Origin of the sequence: Methyloversatilis sp. NSM2 (assembly GCF_038066675.1) — a bacterium.
GTDB lineage: Bacteria > Pseudomonadota > Gammaproteobacteria > Burkholderiales > Rhodocyclaceae > Methyloversatilis > Methyloversatilis discipulorum_A.
In genome coordinates, this window is record NZ_JBBUKV010000004.1 from 525,482 (window position 1) to 542,059 (window position 16,578).

Annotated in this window: 14 protein-coding genes and 1 pseudogene; 6 read left to right on the forward strand and 9 right to left on the reverse strand. The window is 64.8% G+C overall.

Going from position 1 to position 16,578, the window contains the following annotated elements; all coding sequences use genetic code 11:
* Positions 1-19 precede the first annotated feature (19 nt).
* The 3 genes from WJU27_RS10135 to WJU27_RS10145 all read right to left on the reverse strand — a co-directional run bounded on the left by WJU27_RS10135 (position 20) and on the right by WJU27_RS10145 (position 1,384).
* Entirely contained in the window at positions 20-673 is a 654-nt protein-coding gene (locus WJU27_RS10135; protein ID WP_341422042.1) for a laminin B domain-containing protein, read from the reverse strand.
* Between the two features lie 114 nt (positions 674-787).
* Positions 788-1,087, reverse strand: a complete 300-nt coding sequence (locus WJU27_RS10140; RefSeq protein ID WP_341422043.1) for a type II toxin-antitoxin system RelE/ParE family toxin — start codon at positions 1,085-1,087, stop codon at positions 788-790.
* A gap of 15 nt (positions 1,088-1,102) precedes the next feature.
* Positions 1,103-1,384, reverse strand: a complete 282-nt coding sequence (locus tag WJU27_RS10145) for a CopG family ribbon-helix-helix protein (RefSeq protein WP_341422044.1) — start codon at positions 1,382-1,384, stop codon at positions 1,103-1,105.
* Positions 1,385-1,556: 172 nt separating this feature from the next.
* Here WJU27_RS10145 and WJU27_RS10150 point away from each other — a divergent pair.
* The 3 genes and pseudogenes from WJU27_RS10150 to WJU27_RS10160 form a co-directional block, all read left to right on the forward strand.
* Positions 1,557-1,754, forward strand: a pseudogene (locus WJU27_RS10150) (tyrosine-type recombinase/integrase); the annotation flags it as partial.
* A gap of 46 nt (positions 1,755-1,800) precedes the next feature.
* Complete coding sequence (locus tag WJU27_RS10155; protein ID WP_341422045.1) at positions 1,801-2,505, forward strand: toll/interleukin-1 receptor domain-containing protein; 705 nt, start codon at positions 1,801-1,803, stop codon at positions 2,503-2,505.
* A 192-nt stretch (positions 2,506-2,697) separates the two neighbouring features.
* Positions 2,698-3,219: a hypothetical protein gene (locus tag WJU27_RS10160; protein WP_341422046.1), complete on the forward strand. Its 522-nt coding sequence runs from the start codon at positions 2,698-2,700 to the stop codon at positions 3,217-3,219.
* A gap of 558 nt (positions 3,220-3,777) precedes the next feature.
* On the opposite strand, the gene WJU27_RS10165 is transcribed toward WJU27_RS10160, so the two are convergent.
* From WJU27_RS10165 to WJU27_RS10190, 6 genes are all read right to left on the reverse strand, one after another.
* Complete coding sequence (locus tag WJU27_RS10165) at positions 3,778-4,929, reverse strand: ribonucleotide-diphosphate reductase subunit beta (RefSeq protein WP_296809742.1); 1,152 nt, start codon at positions 4,927-4,929, stop codon at positions 3,778-3,780.
* A gap of 150 nt (positions 4,930-5,079) precedes the next feature.
* The gene (locus WJU27_RS10170; protein ID WP_341422047.1) at positions 5,080-7,941 is read right to left on the reverse strand and encodes a ribonucleoside-diphosphate reductase subunit alpha; all 2,862 of its coding nucleotides are present in this window, start codon (positions 7,939-7,941) and stop codon (positions 5,080-5,082) included.
* A gap of 258 nt (positions 7,942-8,199) precedes the next feature.
* Positions 8,200-8,754, reverse strand: coding sequence for a 1,6-anhydro-N-acetylmuramyl-L-alanine amidase AmpD (gene ampD, locus WJU27_RS10175; RefSeq protein ID WP_341422048.1), 555 nt, complete (start codon positions 8,752-8,754; stop codon positions 8,200-8,202).
* A gap of 123 nt (positions 8,755-8,877) precedes the next feature.
* Positions 8,878-10,227, reverse strand: coding sequence for a sigma-54-dependent transcriptional regulator (locus tag WJU27_RS10180; protein WP_341422049.1), 1,350 nt, complete (start codon positions 10,225-10,227; stop codon positions 8,878-8,880).
* Positions 10,197-11,762: a sensor histidine kinase gene (locus WJU27_RS10185; RefSeq protein WP_341422050.1), complete on the reverse strand. Its 1,566-nt coding sequence runs from the start codon at positions 11,760-11,762 to the stop codon at positions 10,197-10,199. The genes WJU27_RS10180 and WJU27_RS10185 overlap by 31 nt, the downstream gene beginning before the upstream one ends.
* 34 nt (positions 11,763-11,796) lie before the next feature.
* The gene (locus tag WJU27_RS10190; RefSeq protein WP_020163842.1) at positions 11,797-12,027 is read right to left on the reverse strand and encodes a PP0621 family protein; all 231 of its coding nucleotides are present in this window, start codon (positions 12,025-12,027) and stop codon (positions 11,797-11,799) included.
* Between the two features lie 289 nt (positions 12,028-12,316).
* Here WJU27_RS10190 and WJU27_RS10195 point away from each other — a divergent pair, with 289 nt between their 5' ends.
* From WJU27_RS10195 to WJU27_RS10205, 3 genes are all read left to right on the forward strand, one after another.
* Positions 12,317-13,705, forward strand: a complete 1,389-nt coding sequence (locus tag WJU27_RS10195) for a tetratricopeptide repeat protein (protein ID WP_341422051.1) — start codon at positions 12,317-12,319, stop codon at positions 13,703-13,705.
* Between the two features lie 57 nt (positions 13,706-13,762).
* Entirely contained in the window at positions 13,763-14,605 is an 843-nt protein-coding gene (locus WJU27_RS10200) for a FecR family protein (protein ID WP_341422052.1), read from the forward strand.
* An 87-nt stretch (positions 14,606-14,692) separates the two neighbouring features.
* Complete coding sequence (locus WJU27_RS10205; protein WP_341422053.1) at positions 14,693-16,576, forward strand: glycosyltransferase; 1,884 nt, start codon at positions 14,693-14,695, stop codon at positions 16,574-16,576.
* The last annotated feature ends 2 nt before the right edge of the window (positions 16,577-16,578 follow it).

Sequence of the window (16,578 nt, forward strand, 5' to 3'; positions counted from 1 at the left end):
GCCGCTCCGCGCCTCCGCCTCAATCCACTGCGCGCCGCTTCCGGCGTGCAGCGAACGCGACGCAGCCGATGCCGGACAGCAGCATCAACACGGTGGTCGGCTCCGGCACGAGGGCGACGTTGTCCAGATGACCGACGTCGGCCCCCGTCTGATATTCCGCCCGAATTCTCAGCGAACTCAGGTTCGACAGCACGGCAAGAAACTGCTCCTCGGTCGGCGCGCTGCCCGACAGGGTGTTCAGTCGCCAGCCGGCCGCCGACAGCGGAACCGAATACGACGTCCAGCCGTTGTTGACCGGATTGTTCGCCGTGTCATACACGACGGTGAGGCCGCCGCCCGACAGGATCACGTCCTCGTCGTCGAACTGGTTCGGCCCGCCCGGATAGCGCTGCATCAGATCGAAGGTGAGTTGCGAGCCGAACGCGCCGGCGAAGTTGCCGAGGAACTGCGAGGGAGCGACGAAGTAGGTGACGCCGCCGGTGGTCAGGTCGTCGATGAACACATTGCCGCCCGGATTGCCGCCGGTGGCGCTCCAGGTCAGCGGCCCCTCGATGTCCCCCTGGGCGCTCCAGCCTTCGGCATCCGAATCGAAGGTGCTGGTGACGGCCAGCGCGGGGAGCGACGCGGAGAAAAGGAATGCAAGCGCGGAAATACGAAGTGTGGTGCCTTTCATTGTCGTAAGCCTCCAATGGTCAAGCAGATCCGGGAACGTATTCAACCCGCCGACATGGTGACCCTGAGGCGGTCGGGACTGCAAGCGTCACCATCGGAGACCGCCGCGCAGGGTTCAAGCGCCGTATCCACCCTCCCGCTGATGCCGTACGGCAAGCACGATGACGACATCGCGACCGGCGTCGTAGTCATAGAGGGCCACGTAACCGGTTCGGCCGCGTGAAATGACCAGCTCCCGGAGGTCGTGCTCGACCTTGCGTCCGATCAAAGGATGCTCGCGCAGCACCGCGAAGCCGGATTGCAGGATGGGCAGCGTCTCGGCAGCAGTTGCAGGCGCATCTGCCTGCAGCAGGGAATCGGTCAGACGTTCCAGATCCGCCAGCGCTCGCGGCGCCAGCACTACACGGGTAGTCACAATGAGGCCCGCTGCTCAGATCGCCGACGGATCGGGCTTGCGGGCGCCTCTTCCTTCGGCGCGCGCCTTCAGGTAATCGAACACCTCGTCAGCATCCACCACCAGCCCGTAACGCGCGACCTCTTCGCGCGCCAGCAGCGCATCGGCCACGAAGGCACTGCGACGTTCGGCCAGTTCGGTCTGCAGTTGCAGCGCCTCGACCATGAAAGCGTGCGCGCTTTTGCCGCACTGCTGCGCCACCGCAGCGATGCGCGCCTTCAGTTCGTCCGGAAGTTTCAGCGTGGTCGTAGCGGTCATCGCGGCCTCATGACTATGGGTAGCACCATGGTAGCACCCGCCAGACATCACAGACGTCCCCAGCGCAACCTGCAGCACTCGAGCGCGGCGCTGGCTCATACGTGAGCATCAGAACGCAACTCATCCTTCGAGTCCTAGGGGCGCGAGAAACGTGGCCTGTCCCCTATTACCCGATCTGCGCCACACCTGGGCGAGCTGGCTGGTGCAGCGCCGGGTGCCGCTGTTCGTCCTGCAGGAGCTGGGCGGTTGGCAGTCCGCCGAGATGGTGCGGCGATATGCGCACCTGTCGCCGTCGGTCAATGCGCGGTACGCAGCGGAGATCGATCTGGAGTTTGCGAGGGATTCCAAGTCGCGCTGCGGCGGGCTATAGTCGCATAGGCAATTGGCATCATGTTGCGACATGAGGAGTCGAAATCATGGCGAGATGTACTGCTCCAGTCTATGGTCATCGCTCGGCAAGCGCTGCTGCAGCATGCCCTGCGTGCGGTGGCCGTTATGGAGGCTACCGCGGCAGCTATGGCTATGGCAGCGACGGCCCATCCTACGTTTCTGTTGGCGGCAGCTACAGCAGTGGCGGCAGGTCCACCGGAAGCGGCTCGAGGGCTCGATGGTCGCGTGCTGGATCGACTGTCTCTTATACGGCTGCTCAGATTGCATCGCTCACGCCTGTACGCGAGGCTGTGGAGGCGCAAGCGGCGGAGAAATCCGATCTCCGAGATTGTTTCCTCTGTCATGCTTGGGACGACCGACACGGCGCCGCACGACAATTGCACGATGTACTTGAGGCGGCGGGGGTCAAAGTGTGGTTCAGTGAGAAAGACCTTGGCCTCGGCGTGCCGATGATGCGCGCGATTGATAAAGGTTTGGCAGCCTCGAAAATTGGGCTCGTCCTGGTCACCCCTGCATTGCTAGCTCGCCTCCCTAAAGAGGGCGTTGCCGACAAGGAGCTTTCGACCCTTTTGCAGGGTAACCGCTTGGTACCTATCGTGCACGGCACGACTTATGCAGCGCTCCGCGACGTCAGTCCTATGCTTGCTTCGCGAAGCGGTCTGGACACATCGGAAGACACAATGACTGTAATTGCTTCCAAGATTGCTGAACTGGTGTCCATCTGGAGTTGATTGTGTTCGGCAGGGTTTTAGTTGCCCGCCTGCACTTAGCGCTCGCGCGACACTCGACACGCTGTTCGAAGGTCGCAAACTGATGGCTAACAGGTGCATCGAACCGGCCATCCACTCCTACCGATGGTGGCTACTCTCCGTTCTGCGCGCCAGCGGTGCCTCATAACAACGTTACACGTCAGATCCAAGACTATGACATCACCTCTACCCGCCAACCCGACCTATCGCGGTGCCGAGGACGTATATCGAGAGCTCGTCGAAGAGTCACAGCAGAGCTGGCTTTTGGGTCTGCTGGCGTTTGCTGTAGTTGAAGAGCAGCGCATCGAGTGGATGCGACACTATGAGAAGGTGCAAGGAGCACTTCCTTCCGCGGATCTCGTACGCGGCTGGTACGAAAGTCAGCCCCCTGGCGTACTGCTTAGAGCGAGGGGAACCGCCGAGAACGCGCTGCTTGCCTATTCCGAAGAAGTTACCGCAGAGCTTGATAAGGACTTCCGAGAAGATATCCAGAATGGAGTCATCGTCGGCGAAATTCGGGACCTCAAACGATTCTGGCCGCAGTTTGGAGTAAATGTGGCCGGCGGTTTGGCAAGTGCGGTTCTATTTGCTGCCATACTGACGCTAGTAGCGTTCTTGGTCCTCAATGACACGTCTCCAGTTGAGATAGTGAAGAAGTCTAGCCCGGCAACCGAAGGAGCTAAAGATGGCAAATAACTCTGAAGTAACGACTAAGCGGGCGGCAACTGCTGCATCAAAGGTGCTACGGAGCAGTCAGTCAAGCAAGAGTGCGAAGTCGGCAGCCGGGTCGGCACTCTCACAGCACAAGGCTCGGCCCAAGGTAACGTCTCGCAGTGCCGCTAGCGCAGCTTCAAATACGCTGCGGAGTTCGAGTTCGAGCAAGGCTTCAAAGACTGCTGCGGGATCCGCTCTTACTCAACGCGCTTCGACCAAGAGGTAGTTGAGTTAATGCCGGGCCGCTTGCCAATGCCTAATCCCTCATTCGCGAATGGACTTTCGCGCTAGGCCACTTTGCTCTGTGGCTAGTGCAGCGTTTGAACGATGCACGAAGAGCCTGTCGAGCCGAGTTTGATGGAGCACTTCGCGGAACTGGGGTAGGCGCCCCTGCGCCGCCGGACTATTAATCCGCAGGTCTATCTGCAGGACAACAAGCCAGATGAGGCAAAAAAATGGGGCGCCCGCTGGCGCCCCATTTTTTGCCCGGTCCGCAGACCGCGCAGATGAATCAGTCCCTAGAGCGGGCACCGACCTCCATCAATCCCAACTCAACGCCCCACCCGTCTGATACTCGATCACCCGGGTTTCGAAGAAGTTGCGCTCCTTCTTCAGGTCGATCATTTCGCTCATCCACGGGAAGGGGTTTTCCGCGCCCGGGTAGAGCACGTCCAGACCGATCTGCTGCGCGCGGCGGTTGGCGATGAAGCGCAGGTATTCCTTGAACATGTTGGAGTTCAGGCCGAGCACGCCGCGCGGCATGGTGTCTTCGGCGTAGCGGTATTCCAGCTCGACGGCCTTGCGGAACAGGGCCTTGAGCTCTTCGCGGAATTCCGGGGTCCACAGGTGCGGGTTTTCGAGCTTGATCTGGTTGATCAGGTCGATGCCGAAATTGCAGTGCATGGACTCGTCGCGCAGGATGTACTGGTACTGCTCGGCTGCGCCGGTCATCTTGTTCTGGCGGCCGAGGGCGAGGATCTGCACGAAGCCGACGTAGAAGAACAGGCCTTCCATCAGGCAGGCAAACACGATGAGGCTCTTCAGCAGTTGCTGGTCGGCTTCGGGCGTGCCGGTCTTGAAGGCCGGGTCGGTCAGCACGTCGATGAAGGGGATGAGGAACTCGTCCTTGTCACGGATGGACTGCACTTCGTGATAGGCGTTGAACACCTCGCCTTCGTCCAGGCCCAGCGACTCGACGATGTACTGGTAGGCGTGGGTGTGGATGGCCTCTTCGAAGGCTTGGCGCAGCAGGTACTGGCGGCACTCGGGCGCGGTGATGTGGCGGTAGGTGCCGAGCACGATGTTGTTGGCGGCCAGCGAATCGGCGGTGACGAAGAAGCCGAGGTTGCGCTTGACCAGACGGCGTTCGTCTTCGGTCAGGCCGTTCGGCGACTTCCACAGTTCGATGTCGCGCTGCATGTTCACTTCCTGCGGCATCCAGTGGTTGGCGCAGCCGGCGAGGTACTTTTCCCAGGCCCACTTGTACTTGAAGGGCACGAGCTGGTTCACGTCGGTGCCGCCGTTGATGACGCGCTTGTCTTCGGCGCGGATGCGGCGCATGCGCGCGTCACCCTGGGCGGCCGGCGTGGCCGGCGGCGACATCGGCAGTTCGCGCGAGTCAGGCATCGGAGTGCGCAGCGCCAGACCGGGTTGCGGTGCGGTCATCGGCAGGTCGTCTTCGAAACTCAGCATTGTTGTTTTCTCCTTCAGTCGGCGCGCACGGCGCGCCGGGTATTGCTTTAGTCAGGCGGGGCGATGCGCGGAGCACGCTCCGCTCGCCCCTGGCCCCCAGCCTCTAGCCCCCCACCCTTGCCTGCAGAAGCAGGCAAGGGTGGAAAGTCCTCACTGGCAGGCTTCGCAGGTCGGGTCGTCGATAGCGCAGAACTTGGGCGCCGGCTCTTCGGACTGGCTGGGCACTGCGTTCAGTTCGCCGCCGCGGCCGGTGGATTTCTCGGCGTGGGTGGCGCCCATGGCGCGCAGGTAGTAGGTGGTCTTCAGGCCGCGCAGCCAGGCGAGCTTGTAGGTTTCGTCCAGCTTCTTGCCGGAGGCGCCAGCCATGTAGATGTTCAGGCTCTGCGCCTGGTCGATCCACTTCTGGCGGCGCGACGCGGCTTCGACCAGCCACTTCGGCTCGACTTCGAAGGCGGTCGCGTAGAGCGCGCGGATGTCGGCCGGGATGCGGTCGATGCGCGACAGCGAGCCGTCGAAATACTTCAGGTCGGCGACCATCACTTCGTCCCACAGACCCAGCTTCTTCAGGTCGCGCACCAGGTGCTCGTTCACCACGGTGAATTCGCCCGACAGGTTCGATTTGACGAACAGGTTCTGGTAGGTCGGCTCGATGCTGGCATCGACGCCGATGATGTTCGAAATGGTGGCGGTCGGTGCGATCGCCAGGCAGTTCGAATTGCGCATGCCGTAATTGGCGATGCGGTTGCGCAGCGCGTCCCAGTCCATCGTGACCGAGCGGTCGACTTCGAGGTAGCCGCCGCGCTGCTCGGCCAGGATGTCCAGCGAGTCGTGCGGCAGGATGCCGCGGTCCCACAGGCTGCCCTTGTAGCTGGAGTAGCGGCCGCGCTCTTCGGCCAGTTCGGTCGAGGCCCAGTAGGCGTAGTAGGCCACCGCTTCCATCGAGCGGTCGGCGAATTCGACCGCCGCGTCGGAGGCGTAGGGCGTGCGCAGTTCGTGCAGCGCTTCCTGGAAGCCCATCAGGCCCATGCCGACCGGGCGGTGCTTCAGGTTGGCGTTGCGCGCCTTGCCGACCGAGTAGTAGTTGATGTCGATCACGTTGTCGAGCATGCGCATCGCGGTGCGGATGGTCTTGCGCAGCTTGTCGTGGTCGAGCGCCTTGCCGCCCTTGCCGTCGTCCTTCAGGTGGGCGACCAGGTTCACCGAGCCGAGGTTGCAGACGGCGATTTCGGTGTCCGAGGTGTTCAGCGTGATTTCGGTGCAGAGGTTCGAGCTATGCACGACGCCGACATGCTGCTGCGGCGAACGCAGGTTGCACGGATCCTTGAAGGTGATCCACGGGTGACCGGTTTCGAACAGCATCGACAGCATCTTGCGCCACAGCGCGACCGCCTGCGTCTTCTTGAACAGACGGATCTCACCGCGCGCGGCCTTCTCTTCGTAACGGGTGTAGGCCTGCTCGAAGGCACTGCCGTAGAGGTCGTGCAGGTCCGGGCAGTCGGCCGGCGAGAACAGCGTCCATTCGCCGTTTTCCATCACGCGACGCATGAACAGGTCGGGAATCCAGTTGGCGGTGTTCATGTCGTGCGTGCGGCGGCGGTCGTCGCCGGTGTTCTTGCGCAGGTCGAGGAATTCCTCGATGTCGAGGTGCCAGCTTTCGAGATAGGCGCAGACGGCGCCCTTGCGCTTGCCACCCTGGTTCACCGCGACGGCGGTGTCATTGACCACCTTCAGGAAGGGGACCACGCCCTGCGACTTGCCGTTGGTGCCCTTGATGTGCGAACCCAGCGCGCGCACCGGCGTCCAGTCGTTGCCCAGACCGCCAGCGAACTTGGCCAGCAGCGCGTTTTCCTTGATCGCCTCGAAAATGCCGTCGAGATCGTCGGCCACCGTGGTGAGGTAGCAGGACGACAGCTGCGGGCGCAGCGTGCCGCTGTTGAACAGCGTCGGCGTCGAGCTCATGAAGTCGAAGCTGGACAGCAGCTTGTAGAACTCGATCGCGCGCTCTTCGCGGTGGATCTCGTTCAGCGCCAGGCCCATCGCCACGCGCATGAAGAACACCTGCGGCAGTTCGATGCGGCGGTCGCGGATGTGCAGGAAGTAGCGGTCGTACAGCGTCTGCAGGCCGAGGTAGTTGAAGCGCAGGTCGTTGCGGTGGTCCAGCGCGGCGCCCAGCTTGGCGAGGTCGAACTGGGCCAGCTTGGAATCGAGCAGTTCGGCTTCGATGCCCAGCTTGATGTAGCGCGGGAAGTATTCGGCGTAGGCGGTGGCCATCTGCGCCTGCGACACCTCTTCGCCCAGCACTTCGTGACGCACCGTGTGCAGCAGCAGGCGGGCGGTGACGTAGCCGTAGGCCGGGTCCTGCTCCAGCAGCGAACGGGCGGCCATGATGGCCGACTTGCGCACTTCCTCGACCGGCACGCCGTCGTACAGATTGGACAGCGTGGCATTCAGGATGGCGTCGACCGACACCACGTCGCCCAGCGCCTCGCACGAGGCTTCGATCAGACCGCGCAGCGCGGCGTGGTCCAGCGGCATGCGACGGTTGCCGTCGACCACGTGCAGCACCGGCTGGTCAGCCGCGGCTTCGACCGCGTGCTGCTTCTGCGCACGCTCGGCGGCGCGCTTCTCGCGATACAGCACGTAGGCGCGTGCGACGTCGTGCTCGGCCGAGCGCATCAGCGCCAGTTCCACCTGGTCCTGGATGTCTTCGATATGGAAGGTGCCGCCGTGCGGCTGGCGACGCACCAGCGCCTGCACCACCTGGGTGGTGATGCCGGCCACCTGTTCGCGCACGCGCGCCGACGCGGCACCCTGCCCGCCATTCACCGCCAGGAAAGCCTTGGTCACCGCGATCGAAATCTTGGCCGGCTCGAAGTTCACCACCGCACCGTTGCGGCGGATCACCTTGTAGTCAGCGTGCAGGGCTGCCGCGCTCGGCAGCTCATCGATGCTGATCTGGTCGGGGCTGGGGGACTGCTGACGGGTGCTCGTGTGTTCGGCGGTCAATTGCATGCGGACGTCTCCCTGTAAGGCCGTCGCAAGCGCGACGGAGAGCGGTTTTTGATGGGATTTCGCTAACTGACCACTATAGGTAGTGGTTGAAGCTCGATGAGCTACTAATTCTAGTGACCACTTCCAGCACCCGCAAGCGCGATTTTTCTGCTAGCCAGTGCGGCGAGCCTGCAAAAATCCCCCTTCGATGCGCAAGGAATTGGCACCGGGCATGGGCTGGCGCAGAGGAATCCGGCGCAAACGCCGGTATGGCGGGAATCAGTCCGGCCGAGTGACGCCGGGCAAGCGTTTCCAGTCGAAGCAGGCACCGGGATCAATCTTTCTTCCCGGTGCAATATCCGAATGACCTACCACATCGGCAACGGGGTGCCTTTTGCGCAGTGCGTCAATCAGCGCTGCGGCGCACCGGTATTGGGCATCCTCGAAGGGCAGCACGTTGCAGCCTTCAAGCTCGATGCCGACCGAGAAGTCGTTGCAGCCTTCCCGCCCGCCCCAGCTCGAACGCCCGGCATGCCAGGCGCGGCGCGTGGTCGGCACGAACTGCAGCAGCTCGCCATTGCGCCGCACCACGAAATGCGCCGACACGCGCAGCGGCGCGACATCGACGAAATACGGGTGGGCCGCCGGGTCGAGCCGGTTCAGGAACAGCTCTTCTATATAGGGGCCGCCGAATTCGCCTGGCGGCAGACTGATGCAGTGCATCACCACCAGCGACACCGCCTCGCCCTCGGGGCGCGGGTCGGAATTCGGCGATTCGATGCGGCGGGCGGCGGAGCACCAGCCGTCGGCGTCGATGTGGAAATCGGTGGTCATCGGGCGTGGCCGTGCACAGGCAGATCGCGAGCAAGCTCGCTCCCACATCCGGGCTGGACATTCATGGGTGCGCGCCTGCTCGCGACGAGGCGGCCCACATTCCGACGAAGGTTGCAGCCGCACTCAGTCATTGATGCCCAGCCGCTGCAGGCGGTAGCGCAGCGAGCGGAAGGTAACGCCGAGCAGGCGGGCGGCGGCGGTGCGGTTGTAGCGCGTCTTGCGCAGCGCGTCCTCGATGGCGGCGCGCTCCATGCGGTCGAGATAGTCCTGCAGCGACAGTTCGCCGGCCGGCATGTCCGGCACCTCGTCGTCGACCGGCATCAGGCCGAGGTCGGCGGCGTCGATGCGCTCACCCGAACTGAGCGCGTAAGCGCGTTCGAGCACGTTTTCCAGTTCGCGCACATTGCCCGGGAAGGGATAGGCGCAGAGCGCATCGACCGCCGCGCGCGTCAGTTCGGGCTTCTTGCCGTCGGCGGCGGCAATGCGTTCGAGCAGGGTCTGCGCCAGTTGCGGAATCGATTCGCGACACTCGCGCAGGCTGGGCATGCGCAGTTCAAGCACGTTGAGCCGGTAAAAGAGATCCTGACGGAAACGCCCCTCGTCCACCATCTGCCGCAGATTGCGGTGGGTGGCGCTGATCAGGCGCACGTCGGTCGCCTCTTCAGTGCGCGCGCCGACGCGGCGCACCGACTTCTCCTGTATCGCACGCAGCAGCTTCACCTGCATCGCCAGCGGCAGGTCGCCCACTTCGTCGAGGAAGAGCGTGCCGCCGCGCGCCGCCTGGAAATAGCCTTCACGGTCTGCATCGGCGCCGGTGAAGGCGCCTTTCGCATACCCGAAGAATTCGGACTCGACCAGATTCTCCGGAATGGCACCGCAGTTGACCGCGACGAAAGGCCCTTCGCGCCGCGCACCCAGCTCATGGATGAGCCGCGCCGCACGTTCCTTGCCGCTGCCGGATTCGCCGTGGATATGCACCGGCGCGCCACTGCGCGCGAGCTTGGCGATGGTTTCGCGCACCTGCGTCATGGCCGGCGCGTCGCCGACCAGCGCGTCGGTGCCGGCCGGCCGCACCTCGCCGCCGCGCGTCGGCAGGTCGAGCGCCGAACGCACCAGCGCACGCAGCTGCTCGATCGATACCGGCTTGGCGAGATAGTCGAAGGCGCCCGCCTTCAGTGCGGCGACCGCGTTGTCCATGCTGCCGAAGGCGGTGATGACGGCCACCGGCAGGTCGCGGTGGTGTTCGGCGATGTGGCGCACCAGTTCCATGCCCTCGCCGTCGGGCAGGCGCATATCGGTCAGGCACAGCGCGAAGCGTTCCTTGCCCAGCAGTTCGCGCGCTTCGCCGACCGAACCGGCGAGCGACGCGTGCAGGCCCATGCGCGCCAGCGACATGTCGAGCAGTTCGCGCAGGTCGTCTTCGTCGTCGACGACCAGCACCTTCAGCTCCCGCTCAGTCCGCCGCCGTTCCATGATTCGTCCAAGCTCCTGTTCAGGCCGCGCAGGCGAAAGTGCGCACCTGGCGAATTATCCACGAAGTCGAGCGCGGCCCCGTTGGCGTCGCTGAGTTCGCGCGCGATGTAGAGGCCCAGCCCGGTGCCGCGGCTGTGGGTGGTGAAGAAAGGTTCGAACAGGTGCGCGCGGGCGCTGTCGGAAACGCCGGGGCCGTTGTCGACGATGTCGAGCAGCGTCGCGTCTTCGGTCGCGCTGACCGTCAGGCGCACCGCGCCGTCGTCCGGGCCGGCGAAGCGCAGTGCATTGCCGAGCAGGTTCCACAGCACCTGATGCAGATGGCCGCGATCGAACCAGATGCGCGCCGGCGCCCCGGTTTCGATGTGCACGCGCGCTCGCACGCCGGGCTCGCGCATCGCGAATTCGTCGACGAAGGTGCGCACATAGCTGCCCAGTTCGAGCAGTTCCGGCTCGGCGCGATCACGACGCCCCAGTTCCAGCACGTCGCTGACCATGCGGTCCAGCCGCTGCGCGTTGTCGCCGATGATGCGGGTAAGCCGTGCCTGGGTTTCGGCACGCCGCTCTTCCTGCAGCAGTTCGGCCGCCTGGCTGATGGCCGCCAGCGGATTGCGTATCTCATGCGCCATGCTGGCGGTCAGCCGGCCGAGCGCAGCGAGCTTGATCTGCCGCGCCTGCTCGCGCAGCCGCGCCAGATCCTCGATGAACACCAGATGCCCGCCAGCGCCGCCGGCCGGCACGCAGCGCACGCGCAGCGCAGCGGGGCGCGACGGCAGGTCGAGCACGAACACGCGCTCGCGCTCGGGGTCGGCCTGCGCCGCCATCGCCGCGGCAAGCGCCGGCGAATAGTCGGCCAGCATGACCGGGCGCGGCATCAGCGGGTCGAGCAGACGACGCGCCTGCGGGTTGGCCTGCCGCACGTGGCCGAGCGTGTCGACGACCAGCACGCCGTCGTCCATGTCGCGGATCACCCGCTCGTTCACCCGCACCTGCTCGGCCAGATCGCGGCCACGCTCGCGCGCCAGCGACTCGTTGGCGATGACGCGCCGCGCCAGCAGGCGTACCGCGATCGCGGTGGCGAAGAAACCGATGCTGATCGAACCGACATGCACGAAGCCACCGGCGTCGGAACCCAGCGTGACCCACTGCATCGCCTGCTGGAACAGCATGGCCAGGCTGGCCACCGCCGCGTAGAACACCGCCAGCCGGCCCTGCCCGACCAGCGCGGCGAAGGCCAGCACGACCACGTGCATGAAGGGCAGACCGGTGCTGAGCCCGCCGCCGGCGTAGGTGAGCAGCGTGAGGAAGAAGATGTCGGCGAGCACGCCTGCGGTCAGTCGCGCGTCGTCGGTCCGCAGCAGGCGGTCGGCGCCGAGCATGACGCAGACGGCGAACACCCAGTAGCCGCGCGCGGCGCTGGCGAACAGCGCGCCGCGGTAATCGGCAAAGCTGATTTCACCCGGCACGCCGAACACCAGCGCGACCAGCACCGAGGCGATCAGCAGCCGATACAGATTGAAGTAGCGCAGCGAACTCACCCCCGCCACCGGGAGCGCGGCAGCGGCGGCAGCGTCAGACCCGGCCGTTGTGAGCATCGCGATGCTCGGGGCAGCAGAAGTATTGCGCATCGGTGAACACGGCCTCGCCCTCGGGAATGCGCAGACCGCACTCGGCGCACTGCACGATGCGCTCGGCCACCGGCTCGGCAGGCTTGCTCTTGTCGGACTTGGAGCGCGCAGGCTTCTTGAAGAACCACAGCCAGGCCAGGAAGGCCAGGAGCACAAAAAACAGGATGCGGGACATCTCGGGCGACAGCGGGCGGAATGCGGAGGAAAGGCAGCGTACCAGCTTGGCCGGGCAGCCGGCGCAGAAAACAGGAGAGCCACCTCGGAAGCGGGCTTTTTCGCGGGATTCCTGGTCGGGGAGAGACGATACCGAGCCAGGATTCGACGCAAAGATTCGAAGCTCTGGCGCCTGCGTCCGGGGTGCGCGCGTCCACAGACACGGCGGGCGATTATCAGAGGTCTCGGGCGTACAGTTCTGTTACATTCCGGCCGTATATGTACGACTGTCCAAAGCCGAGGAACCCCAATTGAGGCGTCTGACTGACCATCGAGTTTTCCGGCCGCTGCCGTTCGCGATCATTTCCGCAGGTGCATTTCTGTGTGCCTCGGCAAATGCACAGACCCCGGGAAACTGGCCGCTCGACCGTCAGGTCGACGAGGCTTTCCAGCAGGTCATGCGCGCGCCGGCCGACATGGAAGCCGGCTTGAACTATGCCCGCCTGCTCGTGCAGGACGGCAATTACGAGGGCGGGATCGCCGCCATGGAACGCCTGCTGCTCGATCCGGCCGCTCACCCGGCCGTGCGCGTGGAACTGGCCGTGCTGTACTACCGCCTGGCGTCCTACAGCATGTCGGAAGCCCTGCTGCGGCAGGCGCTAGACGACAACCGCCTGACGGGTGAGCAAAGGACCGCTGCGGAAGATCTGCTGCGCGACGTCAGCAAACGCAATCAGGTGTCGCAGTTTGACGGTGTGCTGGTGTTCGGTGTGCGGGCGCAGACCAACCCGGCAGCACGCTCCGACCGCGACACGGTTCTGTCCGGTGGCCTGCCGCTGGCGGTTGCCGCACCGTTCAAACCGAAGTCGGACACCGACCTGCAGGCGACGCTGCGTCTGGACCACCGCTATGACCTCGGCACCCAGAACGAGGCGGCCGTCGTCAGTTCGCTGGTGGCCCAGGTGATCAAATACAGCTCGTCCTCCGGCTCACGGCTGTCGGCCAGTCAGGCGGATCCGTACAACCTCGCGCTGGTCGAGGTGACCAGCGGCATACGCTTCAAGCCTTCCGCCACCGGCGCGCCCGGCCTGACCCTGCGTCCGCACCTCATCGTCGGCACGCTGAGCGCACAGGGACACAAATACCTCGACAGCTACGGCGTCGGCCTCGACGCGGGCTATCTCATCAACGAGCGCACGGTGATCGACGCCGGTTACGAGTACCGCAATTTCGACTACGCATCGCGCATCGACGTGCCGAACGCCAACCTGCTCGGTGGCCCGGACAACCTGTTCCGCGTGCGTCTGACCCGGGAACTGAGCCCGGGCACAGCGCTGAGCGGCGAACTGCGCGCCCGCTTCCATCGCACCGACCGCGATTATTACGACTACGACGGCTACGAAGGGCGGCTGACCTATGCGTTCAGCTACGCCAACCCGTTCGTCGCCAATGGCGGTGCCTGGACGACGTCGATCTGGGGCGGCGTGCATCAGCGCCACTACCAGGCCGCCGATCCGTCCGTCGATCCGACCAGGAAGCGCCGGGATACCGAGTGGCGCATCGGTATCGGCAACACAGTGGCACTGTCGACCGCCTGGTCGCTGCTGATCCAGGTCGAGCACATGGACACCGACGCCAACCTGCCCAACTTCCGCAACAAGAATTCTTCCTTGTTCGGTGCAGCAGCCTATCGCTTCTGACGCGCGTACAGCCATGCGCCTGACATTGAACCGCTACGATTGCACGAGGAACACGCAATGACCCCGCCGATTTCCAAGGACTGGTGGATTGCCGCCGCCCTGACCAGCGCCGCGCTGCCGACCGCCTTTGCGCAGACTGCACCGACGCCCCGCGCGGGCGTCGTGTCCGCCATCACCGCCAGCGCGCCCTCTTCCTCAAACCAGAAGACCGTGGTGGTCGGCGACAACGTCGTGCCCGGCGAAACGCTGCGCACCGGACCGGACGGACAACTGCACGTTCTTTTCCTTGACCAGTCGGCCGTCACGCTGGGCGCCGATTCCGAGCTGGTCATCGACACCTTCAACTACGACCCGGCCACCCGGCAGGGCCAGATCCGGCTGCGCCTGAACCAGGGTCTGCTGCGCGTGGTCGGCGGACACATCAGCAAGACCACCGCGACCGAAATCGCCACATCGCAGGGCAAGGTGGAGATCCGCGGCGGCATCTCCGTCATCGAGTCCCGCCCGAATGGTACGAGCGCCACCTTCCTGTTCGGCCAGCAGATGCGGGCGACTGACAACAACGGCAACACCCAGATCATTACGCGTCCGGGCTTTGGCAGCACCCTCGGTTCCCAGGGCGTTTCAACACCGTCACGCACATCACCGCAACAGCTCACCGCGCAGATTCAGCAGCTGGAAACCCGGCCGAACAGCATCAACCAGGGCAACCCCAATCCTGCCCCCGCCCCCGCCGGCCAGTTGATCAGCACCGGAAATATGCCTGGAGGCGCCAACAACCCGGGTGGTACGTTGGCCAACGACAGACTGAAGAGCGTCGTCGACAACACTGTCGGAAGCAACCCGTCGCAGACCTTGCGCAACCTTCTTTCGGTCGGCCAGCTCAACAACGCTTCCTGAGCACGCGCCTTGCGGGAGCGGGGCGGGTGACCGATCCGGGTCGCCCTGCGACAGACGCTCCCGCCGCCTTCACAACACGGGTAGGCCATGCGCGTCCTGTTTGTTTCCAACTATGCCCATCTGCCCGACCTCACCGGCGGGCTGCAGACCACCACGCACGACCTCTGCCTGGCCATCAAGGCGATGGGCGCCGATGCGGCGGTTCTGTGCGGTCGTCTGCGGACTGACCCTTCTGCCGCCGAACAGCCGGCGAGCGGTGACGAGAGCCTGGGTTACCTCGTGCTGCGCGCCGATGCGCCGGAAAAGGCGCTGCCGATGGCCGCTGCCGCCTGGGGCGCCGATGTCATCGTCGTGCAGAATGGTTTGGCGCTGGCACCGATGGTGCTGGCCAGCCTGACGACCGGACGCCCGACGGCGGTCTATCTGCACAACGTGGAGACGCACCAGCTCGCCGGTCATCTTGCACCGCACCCGTCGCTGCTGTTCCTCGCCAATTCGGCGTTCACCGCACAGCGCTGGCGCACGCTGTACGGCATCGACTGTGCGGTGATCCCGCCGGTCGTAGCGGCCGAGTCCTATGCGAGCGGGCAGACCGGCGACAAGGTGCTGTTCGTCAATCCGACGCCGATCAAGGGCGTCGAAATCATGTTCTCGCTGGCCGCGGCCTGCCCGGAACTGCCCTTCCTCGTGGTGGAAAGCTGGCACATCGACCCGCACTGGCGCGCCTACTGCCTCGACCGGGCGGCACGGCTGGGCAATATCGAATGGTGTGGCCCGACGCGCGACATGCGCGAGGTGTTCGCCCGCACGCGGGTGCTGCTGATGCCCTCGGTATGGGAGGAGTCCTTCGGCCGCACCGTGATCGAGGCGCAGATCAATGGCCTGCCGGTGCTGGCCAGCACGCGCGGCGCGCTGCCCGATCTGGTCGGCGACGGCGGTTTCGTGCTCGCCCCCGAAGCGGCGATCGACGACTGGGCGCAGGCGCTGCGACAGCTTTACGATCCGGTGCTCAGCGCCCGACACAGAGAAGCGGCGCTGCGTCAGGCCGCGGCCCATGTGGTGTCCACGCCGCTCATCGTCGGAGAACTGCTGAGCATGCTTGCCGTGCACGCCAGCCAGTCGCTCATCGACGACAGCGACAGATCAGGTACGACGCTCGACAGCAGCGTCACCCCGGCTGCGCCCGGTTCGCTCCCCGCTGCCCTGCGCGAGGTCGCGCCACGCTCCCCGCGGCGCGAAGACTGCCGCTTCTATCATTCCTGCGATCTGGCCGACGGCGAAGAGGTGGCCGGAGAATGGGATCTGCGACCTGACCCGTTCGGCTATCTGGGCGACATCTGCGTAACCGGTCAATCGGTACTGGAGATCGGTCCAGCGAGCGGCTTTCTGTCCTTCTGCATGGAGATGGCCGGTGCGACCGTCACCTGCGTGGAGCCGCCGATGTCGCATCTGTGGGACATCGTGCCCCTCGAAGGCTTCGATACGCCGGGCTGGCGCGAAACCTTCAGCGAACAGATCGAGATGGTGCGCAATTCGTTCTGGTACCTGCATCGACAGCACGACTCACGGATCAGGGTGTTCGAGGGCGATCCCTACGAACTCCCGCCCGGTTTCGGCCCTTTCGACATCGGCATCCTGGCGTCGGTGCTGCTGCACTGCCGCCGCCCCTTCGACCTGCTGCAGAGCGTCGCCGAACGGGTCCGGCACACCATGGTGGTCACCGAAGCTTACGACCCGGCGCTGGGCGATGCGCCTGCATGCTGGCTGCTGCCGCACACCGGTGTGCCCCAGGTGCACACCTGGTGGCAGTTCACGCCGCAGTTCTTCGTATCGGCGCTGGGCGTAATGGGGTTCACCGAAAGCACGGTCAGCATCCATAAACAGAAGCAGCCGGCCGAGAACAGGGAGGTCGCGATGTTCACGGTCGTGGCCCGGCGGCCGGTAGCGAGCGGCGACCGCGCGCTGCCTTGACG

Excerpts from the sequence above, each read along its gene's own strand:
- WJU27_RS10135 (WP_341422042.1), bottom strand. The coding sequence starts at position 673 with ATGAAAGGCACCACACTTCGTATTTCCGCGCTTGCATTCCTTTTCTCC.
- WJU27_RS10145 (WP_341422044.1), bottom strand. The coding sequence starts at position 1,384 with ATGACCGCTACGACCACGCTGAAACTTCCGGACGAACTGAAGGCGCGC.
- WJU27_RS10155 (WP_341422045.1), top strand. The coding sequence starts at position 1,801 with ATGGCGAGATGTACTGCTCCAGTCTATGGTCATCGCTCGGCAAGCGCT.
- WJU27_RS10160 (WP_341422046.1), top strand. The coding sequence starts at position 2,698 with ATGACATCACCTCTACCCGCCAACCCGACCTATCGCGGTGCCGAGGAC.
- WJU27_RS10165 (WP_296809742.1), bottom strand. The coding sequence starts at position 4,929 with ATGCTGAGTTTCGAAGACGACCTGCCGATGACCGCACCGCAACCCGGT.
- WJU27_RS10170 (WP_341422047.1), bottom strand. The coding sequence starts at position 7,941 with ATGCAATTGACCGCCGAACACACGAGCACCCGTCAGCAGTCCCCCAGC.
- ampD (WP_341422048.1), bottom strand. The coding sequence starts at position 8,754 with ATGACCACCGATTTCCACATCGACGCCGACGGCTGGTGCTCCGCCGCC.
- WJU27_RS10180 (WP_341422049.1), bottom strand. The coding sequence starts at position 10,227 with ATGGAACGGCGGCGGACTGAGCGGGAGCTGAAGGTGCTGGTCGTCGAC.
- WJU27_RS10190 (WP_020163842.1), bottom strand. The coding sequence starts at position 12,027 with ATGTCCCGCATCCTGTTTTTTGTGCTCCTGGCCTTCCTGGCCTGGCTG.
- WJU27_RS10200 (WP_341422052.1), top strand. The coding sequence starts at position 13,763 with ATGACCCCGCCGATTTCCAAGGACTGGTGGATTGCCGCCGCCCTGACC.
- WJU27_RS10205 (WP_341422053.1), top strand. The coding sequence starts at position 14,693 with ATGCGCGTCCTGTTTGTTTCCAACTATGCCCATCTGCCCGACCTCACC.